Raw genomic sequence first — 21,807 nt, forward strand, 5'->3', positions numbered from 1 at the left:
TTTTTATAGCTTTTTTGATATATTTGGATTTAACTTTTATGACCAGCCAATTAACTGTGCTACGATTAGTGAAATGATTGATATAAGCCCCCATATAATAAAAAGAGGGAAAAAGAATCTAATCCATTTAGTGTATGAAACACCGCCAATTGCTAATGCAGCCATGAAATAACCACTTGTCGGGTAGAATACATGAGTGAAACCATCACCCAGTTGGAAAGCTAAGACTGCTGTTTGTCTAGTAACACCTAACATATCTGCTAATGGAGCCATAATAGGCATAGTGACTAGTGCTTGTCCGCTTCCTGAAGATATGATGAAGTTAATTAACACTTGAACGATGTACATACCGATTACTGCAACAGTTGGCGTTGCACCATCAATAACTGATCCTAATCCATGAACAATACTATCCATGATTTTGCCATCTTCAAGCACCACTGCGATCGAACGCGCTAGTCCAACGATGATTGCGCCCATTAAAACGTCTTTGAAACCATCATTGAATGCTTCGCAAATATCACGTGTATTTAACCCCGTAATTAAACCAACGACGATACCCATAATGATAAATAATCCGGACATTTCAACCATAAACCAACCTTGCGTTGTCACTCCATACACAAGTATAACAAAAAAGGCTAATACGACAGCGATGCCCACTTTTTGACGTTTGGAAGCAACTAATGGTTTTTGTTTAGTAATGTCTTTATAAGTTTCTCTTTTTTCTGTATCTTCTTGGTAAACTAAACTCATATCGGGCGTTTGTTTTACCTTTTTAGCATAACGCATAATAAATAAAATCGTAACGAACAGTACAATTATAAATATAATTAGACGTAGTCCAATGCCTGAGAAAACAGGAATACCTGATAATTTTTGAGCTAGTCCAGTATTAATTGGATTTAATACTCCTACTGTAAAACCGACAACGGTCCCACATAATGCGATAGCAGTAGCAGTAATTGAGTCATAACCTAACGCGATGATTAAAGGAATGATAACTGGTATGTATACGAGTGAAAGCTCAGCCGTTCCAATCAAAGTAGCGATAATTGCAAATACAGTAGTAAGTACTGGAATAATAAAAATACTGTGGTTCAAAAATCGACGTGCCAGTTTATCAACACCAATTTCAATAATACCGGTACGTCTTAATACCATAAACATACCACCAATAATTAATGTAAAGAATACAATTTCCCTAGCTTCAATCAAACCTCTGGGAATAATTGAAATAAAATCCACGATATTAACTGGCGCAGCTGTTATATAATGAAATGAATCAGCATCTACCATTTCTCTACCCTCAGGTCCTTTAATTCGATCAAATTCGCCTGATGGAATAAGATAGGTTGATATTGTTGCTAATACGCCAAATATAAATAAAATAACGTAAATATGCGGCATACCAAGCTTTTTTCTGTTTTTGTTTGTTTCTTTTCCTTTGTTATTTGAAAATTTCAAATTTCCACCCCTTTTAAATAATATAAATAATGTTAATATATCATAATTTTATAAGAAGTAGAAAGAAAGATTTCAGAAAATTTACAGAACAAGATGTATTCTAGTAATAATTTTATAATACGCGTAAGTATAATTGATTTGAGTATTTTAAGAAAAGGCAGGTATATAAAAATTCTAGCGAATGAAATAGAATCAACATTTGCTAGAACGCGTGTGGAATATAATAGTTATTTGGTATGGCTAATAAAAATTCAGTTAAAATCTCTTGGTATTTTGGCACTATATTTTGATTTATCTACGTTATTACATAATAAATTTAAATAACGCTGAACGTTATGCGTAGTGACATCTTTAGGTAGCGCATGTGTAAAAACATTACCTTTTTTAGTTTCGACAGTATAAGTTATATTATAGTTGCTAATCTCCAAATTAATAATTTTCATAAATATCCCCTTAACAATGGTCATTGTTTTAAATTATGAAATTGAAAATAAAAATGAAAAACCGACCATTTATATAATTGTACTATACATAAATCTTTTAAGTATTAAAGAGTATAACACATTTTGAAAATTAACTTAAATAATATATAAAAAACACACTCAAATTATAGAATGTGTTTAATCATTAAGTAAATTTAATATTTCATCATATTTTTGTTCACTTAAAGTCCCTAAAGGGCTTTGCTCAATTTCAAATATTAAAAAATCATCATTTGAATTGAATGAACTTTTAATACTTTCGTAAATAGTGGCTTGATCTAAATCACTTTTTAAGAGCCAAAGCCCTCTATAAATATACAATGATTTACCGACACTATTTAATTTTGCAGGTAATTTTTCATAACCATACGAAATGGAATTTAAATTATAGGACAAAATATACTTTGCCATCAATATCACGCTCCAATATAAGCATATCATTAACTGAGATTTAAAAGTTGATAAAAGGTTGAAGGAAAAGTGAAAATTATAAAATCCATTACGTTATTAGTTTATAGATGGTCCAAAGTTAAAGCATCTATATATTTGTCTTTATGTAAAAATTACGTTTAATATACTTAAGAGAAAGTTATTAACTCAAAATGTGTGTTTATAAAACGTTTATTTATATAAATATACGGTGGGTCTTTATAATCATGATTTCATCCTTAATAAATGTTTATCAATTGTTTGTTATGGTTATTTGTGTAAATAAAATAGATCAACAATAAAAAATGAGGTGAAAGATTTGAACTATATAAAATATATAACATCAAAAGATGGTACGAATCTTTATACAAAAGTAAATGAGGTTAACAGTGCCAAGGGGAATATCATTATTGTTCATGGGGTGGCAGAGCATTTGGATCGTTATGATGAGTTGACGAATTATTTAAATCATAATGGCTTTAATGTCATTCGATATGACCAAAGGGGTCATGGTCGTTCAGAAGGGCAACAAACCTTTTATAGCACTGCTAATGAAATAGTTGATGATTTAACAGCAATTATTAATAAAGTTAAGTCTCAATTTGACGGTGAGTTATATTTGATTGGACATAGTATGGGAGGCTATACAGTCACTTTATTTGGAACACAGTATCCGGGTAAAGTTGATGGTATCGTAACTTCTGGCGCTTTAACAAGATATAATAAAGAAACATTTGGCAAAATAGATAAAAGTGCTGATATGCATAGTTATATTGAGAATGTTCTAAGTGATGGTCTTTGTTCAGATGAGACAATCGTTAAAAAATATGCCTTAGATGACTTAAATGCGAAACAGATATCAAATGGGTTATTAATCACATTGATAGAAGGCGTAGAACACTTAAAAAATAACGCACAACAATTTGTTGATCCTATACTGATTTTACATGGTAAAGAAGACGGTTTAGTGAGTTATAAAGATTCAATTCAATTATTTGATGAAATCGGATCTGAACATAAATCGATACACATATATGATGATTTGCAGCACGAGATTTTTAATGAATCTAGTTATAATGAGAGCATTTTTAGGGAAATTGTAGACTGGTTAAATAGAGAAATACAGAGGTATTAAAATTTTTAAGGTATATTTACAATAATATTGTTTATTAAGTCATATTCAATTAAAAAATATTTGTTTTGAGCTTTTTAAGGTTTTACAATAAAAAAGATTAATTAGGTCACATTAACGGAAGGAGGAATTTGTATGATGATTAAAACATTGCATATGCAATATGAAGAGAGTTTTGAAGCGTTTGATGATCGTGTGAATGTATTTTTGCAAGAAATTAATGACAAGCAACATTGGGAACTTGTATCAGTTACTCCTTCCGTTACAAACACCGTTGAAGGCGTAGACTATTTTATAACAATTGTTTTTAAAAAATAACAACCATCATTTAAAAATAACCTGAACCATAATTCAATGGCCCAGGTTATTTTTATATAATGTTAGCAATAGCTGTGTAAATTGAAAATTAGATTACGTTAAAAATTTTCGATTTCAGTTACTATTGATAATACAGAACTACAGTGTCTGATTTAAAAAAATAGATTTTGTCCCGTTCTCTTTAATTTTAAAAATACGTTTCTATTTCAGTTTATCTAATTCATAATTATATGAATTNNNNAATTCATATAATTATGAATTAAAGGTTTTTTTAGGTACTTGGAAATAGTCGGCTAAAATTTTCGTATCTTTTTCTGAAGGTACTCTGTAATCATGTTCCCAATCCCAAATTTGGCAAATTCTGTAGTCTTTCTCATAGTTTTTGTTTAAATTAATTGCTAATTTAGACAAACTTAACTGTTTTTTTTCACGAAGCTCAGTTAAAGTTTTCAAACCCAAATCCCTCCTAAAATTTCTATAAATAACTTACAATTAATATTTTAGTACAGATAATCTATATCTTCAAATTAAGTTATTACTAATTTTTAATATATAATAATTAAAGTTTTGGACAATATTAGTGTTTTGAATAAAACACTAACTGTTATTTAATTATTTATAATGAAAAGTATAATATGAGGGTATAGATATTAGAAGAAACTAAAACATAAATGGAGGAAAAACGAATTGAAAATTATTGCAATGAGTATTTTTGTAGATAATCAAGAAAAAGCGAAACGATTTTATACAGAGAAGTTAGGATTTGAACTTGTGCATGATATGGATATAGGTGGAGGGTTTAGATGGTTAACAGTAAAAGAAAATAATTCTGACAATCCAGTTGAAATTGTCTTAGAACCCAATGATAATCCGATAGCTAAAACATATCAAAATGATTTGTTTAATTCGGGTATCCCAGTGACTATGTTTGGCGTTTCCAATTTAGATCAGTCTTATCAATCATTATCCAATTTAAATGTTAAATTTAAAACAAAGCCAAAAGAAGTTGAAGGGATTAAACTGGCAGTCATTGAAGATACATGTGGCAATTTAATTCAATTAATCGAGCAATAACTTAAATGTGAATTACAACTTTACTAAACGTAAGATAAGAGAATGAGAAAGAGATTATATTTTTTATGATTTCGGTATCTGACGCGGTAAACATGACTAGAAAAAGAGGCTAGGTAAAGCGTACTATATATGCATTGGGTTATTTATAAATTTTGCAAACTAGAAAGAAGGAATACAAGAGTTAAGGCTCATACACAAATGCCGCTAACTCAATAAAATTTATATCCCAGTCATCTACTGTCAATATGATATCCATGCCCAAGATATTAAGTATATTTTGGGTCTCTTTTTACATATTAAATCAAAGGAATGAGTAAGGTGAGGTTAGAAGTAAAGTATACTGAGGAACTATCGAATATTGAATTATTAGAAATATTAAAAGAAAGAGTGAAAATTTTTGTTGTAGAGCAAAAATGTATTTATCAAGAAATAGACGATAAAGATAGAAATGCTCAACATGTTATATTATATGATGAAAACAATATTATAGCATATACCCGCATTGTCACTTCTGAAAATGGTATTAGTTTTGGTAGGGTGCTAGTAACTCAAAATTATAGAAAAAAAGGTTATGGTCGCGAAATTGTACAATGTACGATTGACATTATAAAAAAACAATACCACCATAAATTTTTAAAAATATCAGGACAAGCTCATTTGAAAACATTTTATGAATCCTTTGGGTTTCAAGCAAATTCAAAAACATATATGGAAGATGGTATCCCGCATATTGAGTTTATGATGTACATTTAGAAATAACAATGGTATAAGCGAGGGCAAAAATGCTTTTTTCTAAAATAATCTTTTGCTATCCAGTATTAATCCTAATTAAAAATGCAAGAGCTTAAGCCCTTGCATAAATAAGAACAACTTCGTTATAAATGTAAAATTGGTTCTGTGAAATTGAATATAAACAATTTGAGTCTAATCGATGAATGCAAACAACATATTTCATATTGAGACAGTTTGCACTTCAACTTTTATAAAACAACTGGCTAATATTTTTAATATTTATATATTTCAATATTATGGATGATATTGGCCTGTGTTACTAAAATCGATAAATTAAAAAGAATTTGATACTATTTAACCCCTTATTGAATAGTCATCCTAATTATATAAACGGAAGGTTATTTATTTTTTCATTTTATCAATATCTTGAGCAACTAGAGTTAATAGTTCTTGAGTTTCAGCATCCGTTAACTCGTCAGACCCTTTAATTCTAATTACAGAACCCTTGTCAGTTTTGACATGATAAATAGGTTCTTCATCCTTATAAACTTTACGCAATATTTTCATCTCATCACCCTTTTTTTTATAAAAACAAGTTTTCTATTATATAAAATAATACATGCGTAGAAATATTATTTTTAAAGAAGAATAAAGTCGCATTTTATAACTGTAGTTATTAATACTTTAACTATAGGATAACTTTTTATTTAATTCTTTTCCAATGGTAAGATTAAATTTATTTGATTATTTTGCTTAATCATATGTAAATTAATACACTGTAAACCTTAAACATTAATTTAGCGATTTTTTTTAGAAAATTTAGTTTTTTATGTTTTTAATTTATAATGAGGGGTATAAAATACTAAGCACAAAAAGTCCTCCAAACTTTAGTGTGGAATATATTTTTGAGATTGGCGCCGCTTTTCGAAGCGGCGTTTTTGTTTTATACTGCATATAGTGTAAATAATTTTTTATAAAGGATGTATATTGTGAAATTGCTTAATGTATTATCAATTTTATGTAGTTTAGTAATAATCATCGTTATCATATACGGCGTTATCATGATGATTGGTGACTTAATGGGAATAACAACATTTAATAATCAATTATTAATTGTTGGTTTAGCATTTGTATTATTAAGTGGTTTATTTGGTAAAAGTAGACCAAGATTATCAATGCTAGTACTATTCATTGGTTTTATTATCGTAGTTATAAATTAATAAATATAAAAAGGAGCGAAAAAGAAATCACAATTAATTAAATGATTTCGTGTTTTCGCTCCTTTTTATACGCACTTAAAATGTTTTCTTTTCAAAAATCATAAAGAAATAACTTACTCAATATTACTTTTTAGCTTGTTATCCATGTCTTTTGCTACATTTATCAACAGTTTTTTTACTTCTTTTGGTGTTAAATCATTGCCAGCCGTCACTTTTATAATTAAACCTAAATCTGTTTTAATGTGATATGTTGTTCGATTATTTTCAGATACACTTCTCAAAATTTGCATCTTAATCACCTCATTATTAAATTACCCTAACAACTCTTCCTGAGATAGCTATATAGCATTAAGCAAGTTATTCAAATTAACTAAAGTGTAAAATGTTAATTAAGCATTATTTTAATATATTTAAAGTGAAATGGATAATAATTAGCTTCTTTTAAATAGTTAAAAGTATTATCTAATCAATTTAGGTATTGCTTTTATGAAAATAATTTCTCCCAATAATTCACATAATGTTTGTGTAATAACAACTGTTGTAGTAATTGTTACCCAGTCTTTTGGTAAAACTAAAGCTAAAGGTAGAACGACCAGTGCGTTCCTCGTACTTGAACTAAATGCTAATGTTCTTTTTGCTTCAGCTTCTAATTTAAATAGTTTGCCACAAAGAGCGCCTATAAAAGGAGAAATGATCAAAAAGCAAATATAAATCGGTACTACTATTAATACAATATCTAAGTTATGAATTATTTTATTTATTTGTGATCCTACTACAGAAAATAGAACGAATGACATGAATATTTCAGGAAGCCAAGCTGTTAATTGTAATATTTGATTGCTAGTTTTAGATTTGCTGCTAAAAAATTGTAATAACAGCGCGAATATCAAAGGCAATATGATAAACATAGAAAATGCTTTTATAAATGGAACAATGGTCATATGTGAAAAAATATCTATATCTAAAAATAAAGTGAAATATATAGGTAATAATAAAATTTGAAATATAAACAGGAGTGGTGTGGCAAATAGCATAAAGTGCTCATTTCCTTTACCTAAAGCAGTAAAGACGATAACGTAATCAATACAAGGTGTTAAAAGTACAAGATATAAACCGATAATGACAGGAGTATTTGTGATATTAAATAATTGTACTAAACAAAAAACAAATAACGGAATAACAATGAAATTTGAAATTAATAATGCAATTATAAACCTTACATTTAAAAAGTTTTGTTTAATTTTGAAAAATGGAATTTGAGAAAACATACTAAACATGAGTATGCCTATACACACGGAAACAATAGATTCTAAAAAGTTAGCAAAGGAATATGAAATTAAACCAGTGAGTACACCGCCTATAACCGCTGTAAAATATATATATATTTGATAATTTTCAATAAATGATTTGATGTGTTGCATAGTGACCTCTCTATAAATTATGTATTGTATTAGTATTTAATAATAATATAATTTGAAAAATTATATAAAAAGAGCAGAACTGAAATCATATTTTTATCAAATGATTCTGTTGTTCTGCCCAGATAAGGATAGCTAGGAAAAATATAAAGGCTGAACCCTGTGTATACGTATTACTAACTTAATAAATTAAGAAGTAACACTTTTAGAAATAGTTCTTAAGAAGTGCAATTTTACGTTTACATATCAGATGTCTACTATCTTTGAATCATTTTGAATTATAAGAAAATGATTCAAAAAACTATGTTCTTTTTTTATCTTGAACGCTCACTTTATTCTCTATTTTCTCTTCGTTTGTACTATCGATACTTAAAAGCAATGCACGAATGACTAAAACGCCAGATACAATTAATAATAAATTTTTAAAAAACTTCATAATGATCACTCACCTATATGAATTTAAAGTTCATGAAAAAATACCAGAACTTTGATTATATAATGATAATACCCGGAATTTAACTAAATGAATTAAATACCTATAATCAATGTGAATAAATTTGAATTAAAGATCAATGATATAAATAGTTAAAACTGCTTCATCAACTTCTATTTTAAGCTCATTACTATTATTTTCAATATTAATATTTACAACAACACCGTTTTCTATAGTGAAGAAAACCTGGCTCAAAATACCCATTGCATATTCATTAATAGGGCTTACTAGGGAAATTGATTTTGTATCTTCTTGAATCATAAATTGTTTTTGACTTTGATTTATTAGTTGCCATTTCGGTAAATAAGTGAGTTTCATAATAATCACTCCTTTGTTAGCGTCAAATTAATAGTGTACAGATCTGGCTCAATTCATTAAAACTTTAGTGAAGTATATAAATTTTGAAACTACACTTCTAAACTAAATTTTTGAATTAATTGCATATGAAAGGGAATAAGTGTTGTAAGCATATTCAAAATTTGAGGTGGAAAAATGAATATTATATTATCTATCATTTTAGCATTAATTTTTGCTTTTTTAGCAACAATGCCATTTTTATTTATAAATACGCGATTACATGAAAATATCAATCATTCTAAAGATGAAGTACGTCATGAAAAAATAAGAGCAGTAAAACGTTTTATCTATTTTTTTATTTTGATTATTATTTTGTTGGCGATTTACCATTTTATTACAAACTAAATATACTGCTATTTTAAAAAAATTAAGCGTTATTTTAAATTTTTGCAAAAATTTAAAAGATAGTTGAAAAACTCAACGTATTTAACAAACTTAAGTGACGATGATGAGGATTGGAAAAGCCTTGTTTGGTTGCATTTTCAATTCAGTCATCTACTGTTTGACTCGTATTTGAAGTTAAGCTGCCAGTTTATGTGCTAGTAGCATAATTTTTAACTAAAAATAATAGAAAATAGTACACCAACAACACCAAAAATAATTAAGATAACAGTTAATCCAAGCAGGGATTCTTTTGTTTCTTGAGTCCCTCTTACTTTATAAATAACTAGAGAAATAATGCCAGCAATTAAAAAGAATAATGAGAGCCAAAATATTATCATGAAATGTAGACTCAAAGTGCTGCACCTCCTTTATCGTTTTCATTTTACGCTAGGATATAAGTTGTTCAAATAATATTTTGAAAATTAACAGATGAGTTAATTAGATTAATATTAATTTTATCTTATCATTTATTAATGATATGCCATAGTGTAATTTTTCTTTATGCTTTTGTTTTAAATATTTATTTAAGGAAAAAGACTATTAGTTACATTATAGATAGAATACAAATGGGGGAATTTTTATGAGCAATATAACAGAAGATTTTGAAAATGCCAAAAAAGCGGTCAACGATTTGAAAGCAAGTAAGCGCACAGATTTTCAAGAAACAGAACAATTGATAATAAATTTAAAAAAAGAAGTAAGAAATGACTTAATGCCCAAGATTGAACAAGAAGATAAAAGATTAAAAGAAATTGCGAGTAAATTAGACGCGCATATCAAAACAGCATTTGAATCATTTAACACATTAGATGAAATTATTAATTATTTGGAATCGGCGTTCCAGCGTGGGAAAAAAGATAAAGCATATGGAAGGGCACTCATATTATTAGAAGAAAATCCAATGATTGAAAAAGCTAAAACATATTTTAGCGATAAAGAACAAAATGGCAAGTTTATTGGAATTATTTTGAATAAATTAATTGAACTAAGTGACGAAATTATGCCAGAAGAGTATACTGAATTATTGAAAGTTGAAAAATCCTTTTTTGAAGTGAAATATAGTAATTTGTAGCAATTTTGGTATAAAATAAGAAATGTTAAAATATAGTAAGTGATTACTTTTAAAAGCAGTGCCTTTTTTAAGACATAATGAAAATAATATGTATTAAAATTTTAGATTTTTATCACTGTATCGATGTATAATGAAATAAAATCAAATATGTAAGGAGATACATGCTATGAATGAAGTGAATAAAGTGATTTATATTGTTTTAGCAGTGTTTTTAGGTAGTTTTGGAATCCACAAATTTTATGCGAGAAAAACTGGAATGGGTCTTTTATTCCTTGTATTTTGTTGGACAGGCATCCCACAAATTTTAGCAATTATTGGTGCGGTTATTACTTTATTTAAACCTGCAGATCAAAATGGTAACGTTTTAGTATAAAAAATAATAGCTAAAGATAGGAACAGGATAAAAATCTTAGTTTTTGGTTAAGTTATACTGTCCCAGTGTGTTTAGAACTTATTTTTTACAACAATTTGAGGTCCAATAGGCTCTCTTTTTTGTGATAGCGAATAGGGAATGAGATAACACGGGTTAACACTCATTCATTTATAAGTAGCCACTAATGCAATAAATTGAGAGATAATACTTTAAAAGGTGATGAATGAAAAAGTAGTTATTTGAAAATATAATGCAATTACTTTTTGCTGGTGGGCTATTACCAAATTAAAAACAGGTTGAGATATTAATGTATCTCAACCTGTTTTTAGCTTTGAAAGTATAATGTGCTTAATAAAGTTAAAACTTATAATTATTAAATCCATTTTTATTTCGACAGTACATTTCATAAATTTTGCAATATTTACAATTTAAATCAAATACCCTGAGAACAATAATTAATTTGACTAATTTTAAAATTTAAAATGTAATGTAATAGACAAATAATTATTATTTGATATGATGGTAAAAAGACACAAAATGGTACAACATGTAACGATTAAAATATAGGTAATCGAGGTTATGCTGATGACATTCTATGATTTTATAATTGACTTTGTAAATGATGATACGCCGCTCGGTCAACTTGCCCATTTTATAAACAGAGATAAGCACTTCCCAAAACATGCAACGAGTTACCATGAAATATATGCATACTTCAAAATGAATTACACATATAATGAAGTTATGACATCTGCTAAAAGAGCATTAAGTTTATATCATAATAATTTAGATGTTAATTAAGTTTATATCAGTTATTCATAGTACCAATTTTGAATTTCTAAAGCCCATTTAATATCTTCAGTGCGAAAGTTGACTTCATTATGCCTTATAGAAAAAGGCTTTATAATATTTTGTGCCATCCATGTATTAATCAATTCGGTAGGCAATCCGTCCAATTCCATATCACTTTTACTGAGTACAAAACACTCCCAATCAAGAGAAATTTTTGAAGGATTAATATATTTACACTCATTGAGCTGATTCATAAAAACACTCCTTAACATTGTAAATCCAACGGTAAGTTTTACCCAACTCCAAATAAAATAAAACGGTAAATCTGAAAAATATTGTCGTATTAATAAGCGACTCAAAGGAATTGACAGCAATCATGATTTCAGTGCATAAACTCATAAAAAAATTGTAATTGCATAAGATATAACATTTTCTATATCTTTGATTTTTAACCCCCTTTTGTAATTAACTTACTTTTTACATTTTAAAATTTTGTAAAACTAAAAACAGCTAATTACTAAAATATATAGTAATTAACTGTTTTTTGGTCTAAAGTCGCTATGTATCATTAGATTTTTCATGAGAAAAAATTGAATACGTATACTTTCCAATATGGATAACTTAATAGCACAAAAGAAAATAAAGTTACCAACATAGCAAAGATATTAGCAATACGGTCGCCACGTAAACATGCGTATAAATTAATTAAAAACACACCTAAAATGAATAGGATAGCAGCTAATAATTGTAATTCTCCTTCTAAAACTTTATTAACGGCTAATAATGGAGTCAGTAATGTAACTAATGACAAGAACAGAGATAATAAAGTTGTAGTATATTTCAAATTGTTCAGCCCTCTCTAAGATAAACTTTTATAAGCACAATGTGATAAAAAATAACTTAATAAAATAATATTTGCTTAGCAATTTAATTGCAAGTGGTTTTTAACTACAGACTTATATTTACTGTTACTAATTAAATAAATGATACAAAAAGAGAGGCAATCATAACTGTAACAACCAGAAGAATTAAGTATAGTTTTAATCAAACAATCTCATCTCTTCACCGTTGAAATAATAACTTAACCAATGCTCATCGACGTAATCTTCACCATATTTTCTAGCATACTTTTCAAGAGCAAGCACTTCAAAATTCAAGTTACTTAAAAATACTTTTCCACTAATATTGTTAGAAATAAGAGAAGTCATTAAAATTTCAATATTTTTATCATTACAAATTTGGAAAACGTATTTCATTAATTGATTAGCAATTTGTTCTCTGAATGTATGACTATCACCCATTACACACATATTTTCAATAACTGCTTTATGTGCCAAACTATAAGTTTGGTTAAATATAAGTGTGACAGAGCCAATTAATATGCTTTCTTGGAAAGCACCAATGACCACTTTATCGTTTGGGTCAGAAGTAAGTAATTTTTCTATATTTAGCTCAGCTAAGCACCGCTCATTTTGCAATTTCCAAGCAAATACATCGAGGTCTTCATGAATGCCATGTAATAATAATTTTTTATAGTCTACTAAGTCATCGATTGATAAATAACGTATGTTTGACATTGAAAGCCTCCTAAAAAGTATACTTTTTTTATAAATTTTCCTGCTATATTAAATATAATATTAAGGGAAAAAGAATAATTGAGCAACACTATATTTAATATTTTTCTAAGATATTACTTCATTTTTAATTTATAAACTAAAAAATGTATGATCATTAAGAATATAATTGTAATTAATTTTATTTTTAATAAAAAGAAATGCATATGATAAATATGGTATAATATAGTGAGTTATACATTTTGAGTGGAGGCATGGTAAGTGGGGGCTTTAATAACTATTATTGTTTCTCTAGTATTGCTTATCCTGATTTCTTTTGTTGTATTGATGGTCTATATTTGTATTAATTGTAAAGATGAAGACGATTTGTAAATTAGAAAGCGAAGTATTCAAAAGACATCATGACTTAAGCATTTTGCAATCTTAAATAAATAAAACCCCCAAATTCTAAACAGAATTTGGGGGATATAATTATTTTTTATTCAACAACTTGTACGTTTAAATCTACGTCAATGTTGCCACGAGTTGCTTTTGAATATGGACAGAATTCATGTGCATCCTGTAAGTATTTTTCAGCATCTTCTTGAGATAATACGTTTTTGACTTTCGCATCAATAGATACGCTTAATTGAGGGCTTTCTGCATTTGGATCGTCTTCTAAACGAACTGTTAAAGTGACTTCAGGTTCAGCATCTCTCACCTTATTTTGTTTGAGAATTAAATCAAATGCCCCATTAAAGCATGACGCATAACCTGCTGCGAATAACTGTTCAGGGTTTGTTCCTTTTTCAGCATCAGCTTGTGCTGGAGGAATAACTGCTACATCAATTGCTTTATCATCTGTTTGAACGTGACCGTTACGGCCACCTGTATTAGTTGCTTTTGTTTCATAGTTTACTGCCATTATATTACCTCCTAAATTACTTCTATATAGGTTATACCCGTAAAATAAAATTTAAATCATATATAAATCAAAATGATTTGTGTGATTTATTTAAGCGAACCATGCTTAAGATTGTGTTACTACTGAGTATTGTTATACAATAATTTTAATTATCACTAAAAAAGGAAGTTTTTAAATGTCTGAAGTCAAAATTGCGGTAACAATAGAACCTGAAAATGATATACCACAATGTATCATCAATGATTTAATTAAATATCAAGCATCTTTCGATATTATAGAAGTGAGAATTGATCAATGGCTTACACCAAACGTAAAACAGATAGCTAAAGTTATAGATAAATTATATAATTTAAATTTAAATAAAAAATTCCTAGTTACTTATCGTAAACAATCACAAGGAGGCAAAGGAGATTTATCATTAGATGCGTATGTAGCATTATTAAAAGAAATTATAATTTTAGACCATGTGGATATGATAGATGTTGAATTTGAAAAAAATCAAAAACTTCAATATATGCGTAACTTAATCGATTTGGCGCGTAAAAATGACGTTGAAAGTATATTGTCTTATCACGATTTTCAAAAAACACCTTCATTGGAATCACTAAAACATTTGTATTATAAAATGCATCAAATGAATCCAGATTATTTAAAAGTAGCGGTTATGCCACATGGCAAGCAAGATGTGTTGAACCTGTTGTCAACTTTATCGGAAACAGTAGACTCAGTGCCACAACAAGTCATCGGCATTGCAATGTCCAAATTAGGTATGATATCAAGAACAGCGCAAGGCTTATTTGGTGGCGCGGTGTCATATGGTTGTTTAGACCAACCAAAAGCGCCTGGACAAATTCATGTTGAAACGTTGAAGTGTCAATTAAAAATGTACGAGTAGTTTGAAAACGAATCGTTCGTAGATTATAATTGAAAATAGTTATCAATAATGAAAGGACGATATCAGATGGAACTACAAGATGCTATAGCACAACGTAGAAGTATAAAAGCATTTAGAAGAGATATGAATATAGATGATCATGCTCTATATGAAGCAATACAACGTGCTACAGATGCACCAAATCATGGTTTGAGAGCACCATGGAGAGTGGTTCATATCGCTAAAAATAGATTGGGAGATATGAGTAAACAATTAACTGAGATTGCTTTCCCCAATATAAAGAAAAAGCAAGAAGACCATTATAAAGTGGCAACAAATCTCGGTGGAATGCTTGCTTTAATCGTGAAAGAAGACCCAAGACAAAAAGAAAATTTAGAGAACCATATGGCTTTTGGTGCATTTGCACAAAACCTAATGTTATTACTATATGAAGCTGGCATAGGCACTTGCTGGAAGACACCAGCATATATATTCAATCCTGAAATACGCAGCATTTTCGGTGTACAAGATGATGAGCAATTGGTAGGTCTATTATATTTAACTGATCTTAAAGATTTAGAAAAAATGCCACATAGAGAACGTCAACAGAGCCAAACCATTGAAACATTTTAAACTGACTAATCAATAAACTATGTGTTTACCACGGGGCAGACAGAAAAACTTGGTTTCTGTTCTGCTCCTTTATTTTTATACAAAAAATAAGACAACATAAAGTAGAAGTTGCTAATTTATGCTGTCCTATTAAGTATGACTAAAACAATATCGGGTTTACGGTGCTAGCGTTAAGTATTTAGTTACTTATCTTAAATGATAAGTTTAATCTATTAATTGATGGGAATCTAAATCTGACATCGCCTTAAATCATTGCTTATTCAAAAGTTTCAGCTAAGAATGATTCAACTTGTTCTGGCGATTTAGCATTAGCTGAATGTAAGTGCGCTAATTTTTCCCCATTTTTGAAAACTAAAAGGCTAGGGATGCCCATAACATCGTTATCTGCAGCAGCATCTTCTAATTCATCACGGTTTACTGTATACCAGTTATAATTGTTGTATTTTTCTACAATTGGATCAATCCACATGTCCATTGCTTTACAATCCGGGCACCATCCCGCTTCGAATTTAACAATGACTGGGTTGTCACTTTGTATCGTAGTTTTAAATTGGTCGTTAGTACTAATTGGTTCCATAATTATGCTCCTTTTTAAAGATATTAATAATAACATTATAACGGACAATTTCCTGTTATTAAAAAAATCAGCTTAATAATTAGAGCGTTTTTGTCATAATTTTGTTATATTAGTGTTAACTATACATAGGAGGTACAGAATAATGATAAAATTTTACCAGTATCCTAATTGTACGACTTGTAAAAAAGCTGCCAAATTTTTACAAGAATATGGGGTCAGTTATGAACCCATTGATATTGTGCAGCATACACCTACTAAAAAAGAGTTTAAAGAAATTATTGATGCTACCGGCATTGATATCAACAAACTTTTTAATACACACGGTGCCAAATATCGAGAATTAGGTCTTAAAGATAAACTTAAAGATCTATCTGATGAGGAAAAATTAGATTTATTATCTTCTAACGGTATGTTAGTAAAAAGACCCTTAGCTGTATTAGGGAACAAAGCAACTGTAGGCTTTAAAGAAGATCAATATAAAACAACTTGGATATAAACACATATTATCCTTGAAATATAATTTTATGCTATTTAAAAAATAGATAAACATTTATTGAGATTGTTTTATTTACTGCGATAAAAAATACGAGTTGCCTTATAAAAGCGCTTAAATAGTTGATTGTAAGCCTTTCATATGGCATCATTAATATGTAAAAACATTTAGGAGGGGATTCTCGTGGCAGTACCAAGTGAATTAAAATATTCTAAAGAACACGAATGGGTAAAAATTGAAGGAAATACAGTAACTATTGGTATTACTGAATATGCACAAAGTGAATTAGGAGATATCGTATTCGTTGAATTACCTGAAACTGATGATGATATCGAGGAGGGCGAATCTTTCGGTAGTGTTGAATCAGTTAAAACAGTTTCTGAACTTTATGCACCTGTTTCAGGTAAAGTTGTAGAAACAAATGATGAATTAGAAGATAGTCCTGAATTTGTTAATGAATCACCATACGAAAAAGCATGGATGGTTAAAGTCGAATTAAATGATGAAAGTCAATTAGACGAATTAATGTCAGCTGATCAATATTCAGAAATGATTGGTGAATAACATTGCGATTAAACTCCACGATATCTCTTATCATGGAGTTTTTATTTTACCCAAATTCAGAAAAAATTATTATTTATTATTCAAAACAATCCATTTATTTTGATGTATTTATTTAAAAAGTGGCTACAAGTTATTTGGATTGCTATAGAACGTATAAGATGACAAATGAAAGGTTCAATAATAAGATAATGTAAGAAACGATTATGAATGTTTATGCTAGCTAAATAGGGTGTAGAACTAAATATAAATGAATTTACTATCACATTAGAGGGTGGATGTCATGACGATACTAAACCAAGTTATTATTGTCGAAGGAAAATCAGACAAAAAACGGGTAAAGCAAGTTATTGATCAGCCAATCGAAATCATTTGTACTAACGGCACAATGAGTGTTGATAAGTTAGATGAGATGATCGAATCATTATATGATAAGCAAGTCTATATTCTTGCAGACGCAGATAATGAAGGTGAAAAGATACGTAAATGGTTTAAAAAATATTTAAGTGAAAGTAAACATATTCACATAGATAAACAATACGGTGAGGTTGCGAGATGTCCTAAGCCATATTTATCCAAAGTGTTAGCAAAACATGGATTTTTAGTTAAAGATGAAGAAAAAGTTGCGAAAGCAAAGTTAGATTATATTGCTGAAAGGGTTAGTTTATTAACATGAATGTAAAGCGTGAACCACGTGTTGATGTACAAGAACACGTAGATAAAGATAAATATCTTATATTTGGTTACACACCGACATGTGGCACATGTAAGGTGTCAGAACGAATGTTAGATATTGCTAATGAAATGTTAGAATTACCAATTACTAAGTTAGATTTAAATTTGCATCCTGACTTTAGTCAAGCATATGAAATACAATCAGTTCCTATTCTTATGCTTATGTCTAAAGGGGAAGAACAAAAAAGGATTTATGCGTTTCAATCGGTTCCTTATTTGTTAGAAAATTTAAAATAATCATTGACGAAACTATAGTGCAATGGTAGGATTATGGATAATTAAATAATGAACTCTTATCACGAGAGGTGGAGGGATGTGCCCTACGAAGCCCGGCAACCGTCTTTAATAGAAATGGTGCCAATTCACATAAAGTTATCAAACTTTAGAAGATGAGAGAAGCGGGTTATGCTTTCTCTATTCTTCGACAATAAGAGAAAGCATTTTTTTAATTGAATGAGCAATACAAGGAGGCAACAACAATGATTGAATTAAATCAAATCGTTAAAAGATATAAAACGAAAAAACACGATGTGTTAGCTGTAGATCATGTTGATTTAAGTATTCAATCAGGCTCAATTTTCGGTGTAGTTGGCTTTTCGGGTGCAGGTAAAAGTACTTTGATTAGACTTTTAAACAACCTTGAACAACCGACTTCAGGTGACGTTGTAATTGGTGGAGATACAATTGGGAAATTATCGAAATCAGAATTAAGAAAAAAACGTCAAAAAGTGAGTATGATTTTTCAACATTTTAATCTATTGTGGTCACGTAATGTTTTGAATAATATTACTTTTCCATTAGAAATCGCAGGCGTATCGCGTAGTGAAGCGAAACGACGTGCATTGGAGTTAGTAGAGCTTGTAGGACTAAAAGGTAGAGAAAATGCCTATCCCTCAGAATTGTCAGGGGGACAGAAGCAACGTGTAGGTATCGCCCGCGCTTTAGCAAATGAACCTAATGTTTTACTTTGTGATGAAGCTACAAGTGCATTAGATCCTCAAACAACTGATGAGATTTTAGAATTATTATTAAAAATTAAAGAAGAAAGAAATTTAACAATTGTTATTATCACCCATGAAATGCAAGTGATAAGACGTATATGTGATGAAGTGGCAGTGATGGAAAACGGCCGTGTCATTGAGCAAGGTCAAGTTTCGACTGTCTTTGAAAAACCTCAACATGAAGTAACAAAACGGTTTGTTAAAGAAGACTTAAATGATGAATTTGATGAATCACTGTTTGAATTAGTTGATATGGATGAAAGTTCATCAGTAGTACGTTTGAACTTTACTGGAAATAATACGACTGAGCCTATCGTGTCATACATAACAAAGACACATAATATTGATGTCAATATACTTGAAGCAAATATTAAACATACCAAAGATGGTTCACTAGGCTTTTTAGTCTTACATTTATTAGACGTAGATTCTGAAAAATTTGAAAAGTTCAAAAATGATTTAGAGGCGCAACATGTTTCTGTGGAGGTGTTAAAGCATGGGTAATTCATTTAGCGAGATTCTACAGGAAATGATTACAATGCCTAATGTAAGTTGGGATGAAGTTTGGATAGCTACATATGAAACGATTTATATGACACTGATAGCTACAGTGTTTGCATTTGTTTTAGGTTTGATACTAGGCGTTCTTTTATTCTTGTCTGCTAAAAGTAAATCACCTGTAGCTAGAATTTTTTACAGTGTTGTATCATTCATCGTTAATTTATTCAGAGCGATACCATTTATTATCTTAATTTTATTATTGATACCATTTACAAGTTTACTATTAGGAACTATTAGTGGCCCAACAGGTGCTTTACCAGCATTAATTATCAGTGCTGCACCTTTCTATGCAAGATTAGTAGAAATTGCTTTTAAAGAAATTGATAAAGGTGTTATTGAAGCAGCTTGGTCAATGGGAGCCACAACTTGGACAGTAGTTAGAAAAGTACTTTTACCAGAAGCGATGCCAGCATTAATTTCTGGTATTACTGTGACTGCTATTGCTTTAGTAGGTTCTACTGCAGTAGCTGGCGTCATTGGGGCTGGTGGTTTAGGTAATTTAGCTTACTTAACCGGATTTACAAGAAATCAAAATGATGTCATTTTTGTTTCGACAATTTTAATTCTAATTATAGTATTTATCATTCAATTTATTGGAGATAAAATGACTAACAAAATAGATAAACGCTAAGTTTAAAGGGGGCATTTATATGAAGAAATTATTTAGTTTAGCATTAGTATTAGCACTCACATTAGTATTAGCAGCTTGTGGTAATGGAGGCGGAGGCGATGATAAAACAATAACGGTTGGTGCTTCTCCTGCACCACATGCTGAACTTTTAGAACAAGCTAAACCCATCTTAGAAGATAAAGGTTATGACTTAAAAATCAAAACAATTAACGATTATACGACGCCAAATAAATTATTGGATAAAGGTGAGTTAGATGCTAACTTCTTCCAGCACACACCTTATTTGGACACTGAAAAGAAAGATAAAGGATATAAAATTGAATCTGCTGGTAACGTTCATTTAGAGCCAATGGCTGTTTATTCTAAGAAATATAAGGATTTAAAAGATTTGCCAAAAGGTGCCACTGTGTACGTTTCAAATAATCCAGCTGAAGAGGGCCGTTTCTTAAAATTCTTCTCTGATGCCGGATTAATTAAAATTAAAGATGGTGTTAAAACAGAAGATGCTAAATTTGACGATATTGTAGAAAATAAAAAAGATATCAAATTTAATAATAAACAATCAGCAGAGTACTTACCTAAAATTTATCAAAATGAAGACGCTGATGCAGTCATTATTAATTCAAACTTTGCAATTGATCAAAAATTAAGTCCTAAAGATGATTCAATTGTGTTAGAAAAAGCAAAAGATAATCCTTACGCTAATTTGATTGGTGTTAAGGAAGGTCATAAAGATGATAAAAAAATCAAAGCTTTAATGGAAGCACTACAATCTAAAGAAATCAAAGATTACATTAATGAAAAATATGATGGTGCTGTTGTACCAGCAAAATAATATCAAGCGTTTTATTCCCTCTTTAGCTGTAATGGCTAAAGGGGGGTCTTTGTTTGCGAAAAAAGATGTATTTATTTTCAATTTATATATAAAGCTACGGCTCTATTTTTGATTATTGTAAGGCAGTATGTATGTGTTTAGATATCAATTGATATTGATTTGAAGTAGGTAGTTATAAAATAGTATATTTTAAGAAGTTAATGTCTCCGGCAATCAAAATGATAGGAGACAAACAAGAGATAGATTGAAACTTGGGTAGAATGCTAAAACAAACTCTTTTCTATAATGTAAATAGTCTTGAGATTTATAGTTATGCACTATATAAAATGAAAGTATTTATTTGAAACGTCCAACTATATGACGTAAAATTAATTACATGTTTGAATGAGTTGCTTTAAAGTGTAAATACAACAAAGTATTAATTGCACTTATTTATTGTGATTAAATTCATCCAAACAGCAATAGGGAGAACTTTGAAATCCTCATATCTCACAACAGTATGAGATATGTCAATATAAATTCATTCATACATCATTACGCGATCGATGTATTTATATGAATGTAAAAAAGCTCGGATAGGGTATGGATTTGAATTTAAATCACTTAAGTGATTATAGAGACAAGTCATTACCAATCCGGGCTTTATTTTTGTTGGTTTTACTTTAAACTTTAGATATTAAAAAAT

33 protein-coding genes and 1 riboswitch are annotated in these 21,807 nt (G+C 29.3%); of the genes, 18 read left to right on the top strand and 15 right to left on the bottom strand.

Annotated elements, in window-relative coordinates; all coding sequences use genetic code 11:
- Positions 1 to 36: 36 nt before the first annotated feature.
- The 3 genes from KA894_RS09460 to KA894_RS09470 form a co-directional block, all read right to left on the bottom strand.
- The gene (locus tag KA894_RS09460) at positions 37 to 1,467 is read right to left on the bottom strand and encodes a YfcC family protein (RefSeq protein ID WP_245337207.1); all 1,431 of its coding nucleotides are present in this window, start codon (positions 1,465 to 1,467) and stop codon (positions 37 to 39) included.
- Positions 1,468 to 1,718: 251 nt separating this feature from the next.
- Entirely contained in the window at positions 1,719 to 1,910 is a 192-nt protein-coding gene (locus KA894_RS09465) for a hypothetical protein (RefSeq protein WP_096810636.1), read from the bottom strand.
- A 177-nt stretch (positions 1,911 to 2,087) separates the two neighbouring features.
- The gene (locus KA894_RS09470) at positions 2,088 to 2,360 is read right to left on the bottom strand and encodes a hypothetical protein (RefSeq protein ID WP_096810635.1); all 273 of its coding nucleotides are present in this window, start codon (positions 2,358 to 2,360) and stop codon (positions 2,088 to 2,090) included.
- Between the two features lie 337 nt (positions 2,361 to 2,697).
- Here KA894_RS09470 and KA894_RS09475 point away from each other — a divergent pair, with 337 nt between their 5' ends.
- Positions 2,698 to 3,513 carry an alpha/beta hydrolase gene (locus KA894_RS09475; RefSeq protein ID WP_107644577.1) on the top strand — a complete coding sequence of 272 codons (816 nt, stop codon included), beginning with the start codon at positions 2,698 to 2,700 and terminating at the stop codon, positions 3,511 to 3,513.
- Between the two features lie 132 nt (positions 3,514 to 3,645).
- Positions 3,646 to 3,828, top strand: a complete 183-nt coding sequence (locus KA894_RS09480; protein WP_096810632.1) for a hypothetical protein — start codon at positions 3,646 to 3,648, stop codon at positions 3,826 to 3,828.
- A 252-nt stretch (positions 3,829 to 4,080) separates the two neighbouring features.
- Here KA894_RS09480 and KA894_RS09485 read toward each other — a convergent pair whose 3' ends face one another.
- Positions 4,081 to 4,281 (bottom strand): helix-turn-helix domain-containing protein, encoded by a 201-nt coding sequence (locus tag KA894_RS09485; RefSeq protein ID WP_096810631.1) that lies wholly within the window; start codon positions 4,279 to 4,281, stop codon positions 4,081 to 4,083.
- 234 nt (positions 4,282 to 4,515) lie between these two features.
- Here KA894_RS09485 and KA894_RS09490 point away from each other — a divergent pair, with 234 nt between their 5' ends.
- Entirely contained in the window at positions 4,516 to 4,902 is a 387-nt protein-coding gene (locus tag KA894_RS09490) for a VOC family protein (RefSeq protein ID WP_096810630.1), read from the top strand.
- 318 nt (positions 4,903 to 5,220) lie between these two features.
- Positions 5,221 to 5,655 carry a GNAT family N-acetyltransferase gene (locus tag KA894_RS09495; protein WP_096810629.1) on the top strand — a complete coding sequence of 145 codons (435 nt, stop codon included), beginning with the start codon at positions 5,221 to 5,223 and terminating at the stop codon, positions 5,653 to 5,655.
- Positions 5,656 to 6,036: 381 nt separating this feature from the next.
- Here the strand turns inward: KA894_RS09495 and vraX are convergent, their stop codons facing one another.
- On the bottom strand, positions 6,037 to 6,201 hold the full coding sequence (vraX, locus tag KA894_RS09500; protein WP_158266109.1) for a C1q-binding complement inhibitor VraX: 165 nt from the start codon (positions 6,199 to 6,201) through the stop codon (positions 6,037 to 6,039).
- Positions 6,202 to 6,614: 413 nt separating this feature from the next.
- Here vraX and KA894_RS09505 point away from each other — a divergent pair, with 413 nt between their 5' ends.
- The gene (locus KA894_RS09505) at positions 6,615 to 6,854 is read left to right on the top strand and encodes a hypothetical protein (RefSeq protein ID WP_232164691.1); all 240 of its coding nucleotides are present in this window, start codon (positions 6,615 to 6,617) and stop codon (positions 6,852 to 6,854) included.
- Between the two features lie 113 nt (positions 6,855 to 6,967).
- Here KA894_RS09505 and KA894_RS09510 read toward each other — a convergent pair whose 3' ends face one another.
- The 4 genes from KA894_RS09510 to KA894_RS09520 form a co-directional block, all read right to left on the bottom strand.
- Positions 6,968 to 7,144 carry a hypothetical protein gene (locus KA894_RS09510; protein ID WP_170006885.1) on the bottom strand — a complete coding sequence of 59 codons (177 nt, stop codon included), beginning with the start codon at positions 7,142 to 7,144 and terminating at the stop codon, positions 6,968 to 6,970.
- A 168-nt stretch (positions 7,145 to 7,312) separates the two neighbouring features.
- Positions 7,313 to 8,275 (bottom strand): arsenic resistance protein, encoded by a 963-nt coding sequence (locus tag KA894_RS09515; protein WP_119488178.1) that lies wholly within the window; start codon positions 8,273 to 8,275, stop codon positions 7,313 to 7,315.
- Between the two features lie 298 nt (positions 8,276 to 8,573).
- The gene (locus KA894_RS14795) at positions 8,574 to 8,708 is read right to left on the bottom strand and encodes a hypothetical protein (protein ID WP_255201748.1); all 135 of its coding nucleotides are present in this window, start codon (positions 8,706 to 8,708) and stop codon (positions 8,574 to 8,576) included.
- 126 nt (positions 8,709 to 8,834) lie between these two features.
- Positions 8,835 to 9,083, bottom strand: coding sequence for a hypothetical protein (locus KA894_RS09520; protein ID WP_096810626.1), 249 nt, complete (start codon positions 9,081 to 9,083; stop codon positions 8,835 to 8,837).
- A 174-nt stretch (positions 9,084 to 9,257) separates the two neighbouring features.
- Between KA894_RS09520 and KA894_RS09525 the strand changes: the two genes are divergently transcribed.
- A complete protein-coding gene (locus KA894_RS09525; protein ID WP_096810625.1) occupies positions 9,258 to 9,467 on the top strand; it encodes a hypothetical protein in 210 nt (69 codons plus the stop codon).
- A 209-nt stretch (positions 9,468 to 9,676) separates the two neighbouring features.
- Here KA894_RS09525 and tsaT read toward each other — a convergent pair whose 3' ends face one another.
- Positions 9,677 to 9,859: a type II toxin-antitoxin system toxin TsaT gene (gene tsaT, locus KA894_RS09530; RefSeq protein ID WP_096810624.1), complete on the bottom strand. Its 183-nt coding sequence runs from the start codon at positions 9,857 to 9,859 to the stop codon at positions 9,677 to 9,679.
- A 227-nt stretch (positions 9,860 to 10,086) separates the two neighbouring features.
- Between tsaT and KA894_RS09535 the strand changes: the two genes are divergently transcribed.
- The 3 genes from KA894_RS09535 (at position 10,087) to KA894_RS09545 (ending at position 11,752) form a co-directional block, all read left to right on the top strand.
- Positions 10,087 to 10,578, top strand: a complete 492-nt coding sequence (locus KA894_RS09535; protein WP_207572460.1) for a hypothetical protein — start codon at positions 10,087 to 10,089, stop codon at positions 10,576 to 10,578.
- A 166-nt stretch (positions 10,579 to 10,744) separates the two neighbouring features.
- Positions 10,745 to 10,951 carry a TM2 domain-containing protein gene (locus tag KA894_RS09540; protein WP_096810622.1) on the top strand — a complete coding sequence of 69 codons (207 nt, stop codon included), beginning with the start codon at positions 10,745 to 10,747 and terminating at the stop codon, positions 10,949 to 10,951.
- Positions 10,952 to 11,536: 585 nt separating this feature from the next.
- Complete coding sequence (locus KA894_RS09545; protein WP_096810621.1) at positions 11,537 to 11,752, top strand: sterile alpha motif-like domain-containing protein; 216 nt, start codon at positions 11,537 to 11,539, stop codon at positions 11,750 to 11,752.
- A gap of 11 nt (positions 11,753 to 11,763) precedes the next feature.
- Here KA894_RS09545 and KA894_RS09550 read toward each other — a convergent pair whose 3' ends face one another.
- The 4 genes from KA894_RS09550 to KA894_RS09565 form a co-directional block, all read right to left on the bottom strand.
- The gene (locus tag KA894_RS09550) at positions 11,764 to 11,997 is read right to left on the bottom strand and encodes a hypothetical protein (RefSeq protein WP_096810620.1); all 234 of its coding nucleotides are present in this window, start codon (positions 11,995 to 11,997) and stop codon (positions 11,764 to 11,766) included.
- 323 nt (positions 11,998 to 12,320) lie between these two features.
- Positions 12,321 to 12,587 (bottom strand): hypothetical protein, encoded by a 267-nt coding sequence (locus KA894_RS09555; RefSeq protein ID WP_096810619.1) that lies wholly within the window; start codon positions 12,585 to 12,587, stop codon positions 12,321 to 12,323.
- A gap of 196 nt (positions 12,588 to 12,783) precedes the next feature.
- On the bottom strand, positions 12,784 to 13,320 hold the full coding sequence (locus KA894_RS09560) for a GNAT family N-acetyltransferase (RefSeq protein WP_115342339.1): 537 nt from the start codon (positions 13,318 to 13,320) through the stop codon (positions 12,784 to 12,786).
- Positions 13,321 to 13,795: 475 nt separating this feature from the next.
- The gene (locus KA894_RS09565) at positions 13,796 to 14,221 is read right to left on the bottom strand and encodes an organic hydroperoxide resistance protein (protein ID WP_096810617.1); all 426 of its coding nucleotides are present in this window, start codon (positions 14,219 to 14,221) and stop codon (positions 13,796 to 13,798) included.
- A gap of 175 nt (positions 14,222 to 14,396) precedes the next feature.
- Here KA894_RS09565 and aroD point away from each other — a divergent pair, with 175 nt between their 5' ends.
- The gene (gene aroD, locus KA894_RS09570; protein ID WP_119488025.1) at positions 14,397 to 15,116 is read left to right on the top strand and encodes a type I 3-dehydroquinate dehydratase; all 720 of its coding nucleotides are present in this window, start codon (positions 14,397 to 14,399) and stop codon (positions 15,114 to 15,116) included.
- 66 nt (positions 15,117 to 15,182) lie between these two features.
- Positions 15,183 to 15,728: a nitroreductase family protein gene (locus KA894_RS09575; RefSeq protein WP_103373566.1), complete on the top strand. Its 546-nt coding sequence runs from the start codon at positions 15,183 to 15,185 to the stop codon at positions 15,726 to 15,728.
- A gap of 256 nt (positions 15,729 to 15,984) precedes the next feature.
- On the opposite strand, the gene KA894_RS09580 is transcribed toward KA894_RS09575, so the two are convergent.
- Positions 15,985 to 16,305, bottom strand: coding sequence for a thioredoxin family protein (locus KA894_RS09580; protein ID WP_115342337.1), 321 nt, complete (start codon positions 16,303 to 16,305; stop codon positions 15,985 to 15,987).
- Between the two features lie 142 nt (positions 16,306 to 16,447).
- On the opposite strand from KA894_RS09580, the gene KA894_RS09585 reads away from it, so the two are divergent.
- The 7 genes from KA894_RS09585 (at position 16,448) to KA894_RS09615 (ending at position 21,122) form a co-directional block, all read left to right on the top strand.
- Positions 16,448 to 16,801, top strand: a complete 354-nt coding sequence (locus tag KA894_RS09585) for an arsenate reductase family protein (RefSeq protein WP_119488026.1) — start codon at positions 16,448 to 16,450, stop codon at positions 16,799 to 16,801.
- A gap of 180 nt (positions 16,802 to 16,981) precedes the next feature.
- A complete protein-coding gene (gene gcvH, locus KA894_RS09590) occupies positions 16,982 to 17,362 on the top strand; it encodes a glycine cleavage system protein GcvH (protein ID WP_096810612.1) in 381 nt (126 codons plus the stop codon).
- A gap of 280 nt (positions 17,363 to 17,642) precedes the next feature.
- The gene (locus tag KA894_RS09595) at positions 17,643 to 18,035 is read left to right on the top strand and encodes a toprim domain-containing protein (protein WP_096823905.1); all 393 of its coding nucleotides are present in this window, start codon (positions 17,643 to 17,645) and stop codon (positions 18,033 to 18,035) included.
- Positions 18,032 to 18,331 (top strand): thioredoxin family protein, encoded by a 300-nt coding sequence (locus KA894_RS09600; protein ID WP_103373565.1) that lies wholly within the window; start codon positions 18,032 to 18,034, stop codon positions 18,329 to 18,331. The genes KA894_RS09595 and KA894_RS09600 overlap by 4 nt, the downstream gene beginning before the upstream one ends.
- A 53-nt stretch (positions 18,332 to 18,384) precedes the next feature.
- Positions 18,385 to 18,490, top strand: a riboswitch (SAM riboswitch).
- An 83-nt stretch (positions 18,491 to 18,573) separates the two neighbouring features.
- Entirely contained in the window at positions 18,574 to 19,599 is a 1,026-nt protein-coding gene (locus tag KA894_RS09605; protein WP_119488027.1) for a methionine ABC transporter ATP-binding protein, read from the top strand.
- A complete protein-coding gene (locus tag KA894_RS09610; RefSeq protein ID WP_096810608.1) occupies positions 19,592 to 20,287 on the top strand; it encodes a methionine ABC transporter permease in 696 nt (231 codons plus the stop codon). Before KA894_RS09605 ends, KA894_RS09610 begins: the two co-directional genes overlap by 8 nt.
- 19 nt (positions 20,288 to 20,306) lie before the next feature.
- Complete coding sequence (locus tag KA894_RS09615; protein ID WP_096810607.1) at positions 20,307 to 21,122, top strand: MetQ/NlpA family ABC transporter substrate-binding protein; 816 nt, start codon at positions 20,307 to 20,309, stop codon at positions 21,120 to 21,122.
- The last annotated feature ends 685 nt before the right edge of the window (positions 21,123 to 21,807 follow it).

The sequence above is a fragment of the Staphylococcus sp. GDY8P131P genome (assembly GCF_017891975.1).
Taxonomy (GTDB): Bacteria; Bacillota; Bacilli; order Staphylococcales; family Staphylococcaceae; genus Staphylococcus; species Staphylococcus nepalensis.

Bases quoted from the DNA above. Each gene is read 5' to 3' on its own strand.
- KA894_RS09515 (WP_119488178.1), bottom strand. From the start codon at position 8,275: ATGCAACACATCAAATCATTTATTGAAAATTATCAAATATATATATAT.
- KA894_RS09510 (WP_170006885.1), bottom strand. From the start codon at position 7,144: ATGCAAATTTTGAGAAGTGTATCTGAAAATAATCGAACAACATATCAC.
- KA894_RS09465 (WP_096810636.1), bottom strand. From the start codon at position 1,910: ATGAAAATTATTAATTTGGAGATTAGCAACTATAATATAACTTATACT.
- KA894_RS09600 (WP_103373565.1), top strand. From the start codon at position 18,032: ATGAATGTAAAGCGTGAACCACGTGTTGATGTACAAGAACACGTAGAT.
- aroD (WP_119488025.1), top strand. From the start codon at position 14,397: ATGTCTGAAGTCAAAATTGCGGTAACAATAGAACCTGAAAATGATATA.
- KA894_RS14795 (WP_255201748.1), bottom strand. From the start codon at position 8,708: ATGAAGTTTTTTAAAAATTTATTATTAATTGTATCTGGCGTTTTAGTC.
- KA894_RS09595 (WP_096823905.1), top strand. From the start codon at position 17,643: ATGACGATACTAAACCAAGTTATTATTGTCGAAGGAAAATCAGACAAA.
- vraX (WP_158266109.1), bottom strand. From the start codon at position 6,201: ATGAAAATATTGCGTAAAGTTTATAAGGATGAAGAACCTATTTATCAT.
- KA894_RS09615 (WP_096810607.1), top strand. From the start codon at position 20,307: ATGAAGAAATTATTTAGTTTAGCATTAGTATTAGCACTCACATTAGTA.
- KA894_RS09580 (WP_115342337.1), bottom strand. From the start codon at position 16,305: ATGGAACCAATTAGTACTAACGACCAATTTAAAACTACGATACAAAGT.
- KA894_RS09540 (WP_096810622.1), top strand. From the start codon at position 10,745: ATGAATGAAGTGAATAAAGTGATTTATATTGTTTTAGCAGTGTTTTTA.
- KA894_RS09535 (WP_207572460.1), top strand. From the start codon at position 10,087: ATGAGCAATATAACAGAAGATTTTGAAAATGCCAAAAAAGCGGTCAAC.
- KA894_RS09560 (WP_115342339.1), bottom strand. From the start codon at position 13,320: ATGTCAAACATACGTTATTTATCAATCGATGACTTAGTAGACTATAAA.
- KA894_RS09470 (WP_096810635.1), bottom strand. From the start codon at position 2,360: ATGGCAAAGTATATTTTGTCCTATAATTTAAATTCCATTTCGTATGGT.
- KA894_RS09545 (WP_096810621.1), top strand. From the start codon at position 11,537: ATGACATTCTATGATTTTATAATTGACTTTGTAAATGATGATACGCCG.
- KA894_RS09585 (WP_119488026.1), top strand. From the start codon at position 16,448: ATGATAAAATTTTACCAGTATCCTAATTGTACGACTTGTAAAAAAGCT.
- KA894_RS09610 (WP_096810608.1), top strand. From the start codon at position 19,592: ATGGGTAATTCATTTAGCGAGATTCTACAGGAAATGATTACAATGCCT.
- KA894_RS09525 (WP_096810625.1), top strand. From the start codon at position 9,258: ATGAATATTATATTATCTATCATTTTAGCATTAATTTTTGCTTTTTTA.
- KA894_RS09575 (WP_103373566.1), top strand. From the start codon at position 15,183: ATGGAACTACAAGATGCTATAGCACAACGTAGAAGTATAAAAGCATTT.
- KA894_RS09605 (WP_119488027.1), top strand. From the start codon at position 18,574: ATGATTGAATTAAATCAAATCGTTAAAAGATATAAAACGAAAAAACAC.
- KA894_RS09520 (WP_096810626.1), bottom strand. From the start codon at position 9,083: ATGAAACTCACTTATTTACCGAAATGGCAACTAATAAATCAAAGTCAA.
- KA894_RS09565 (WP_096810617.1), bottom strand. From the start codon at position 14,221: ATGGCAGTAAACTATGAAACAAAAGCAACTAATACAGGTGGCCGTAAC.
- KA894_RS09480 (WP_096810632.1), top strand. From the start codon at position 3,646: ATGATGATTAAAACATTGCATATGCAATATGAAGAGAGTTTTGAAGCG.
- KA894_RS09505 (WP_232164691.1), top strand. From the start codon at position 6,615: ATGTATATTGTGAAATTGCTTAATGTATTATCAATTTTATGTAGTTTA.
- KA894_RS09550 (WP_096810620.1), bottom strand. From the start codon at position 11,997: ATGAATCAGCTCAATGAGTGTAAATATATTAATCCTTCAAAAATTTCT.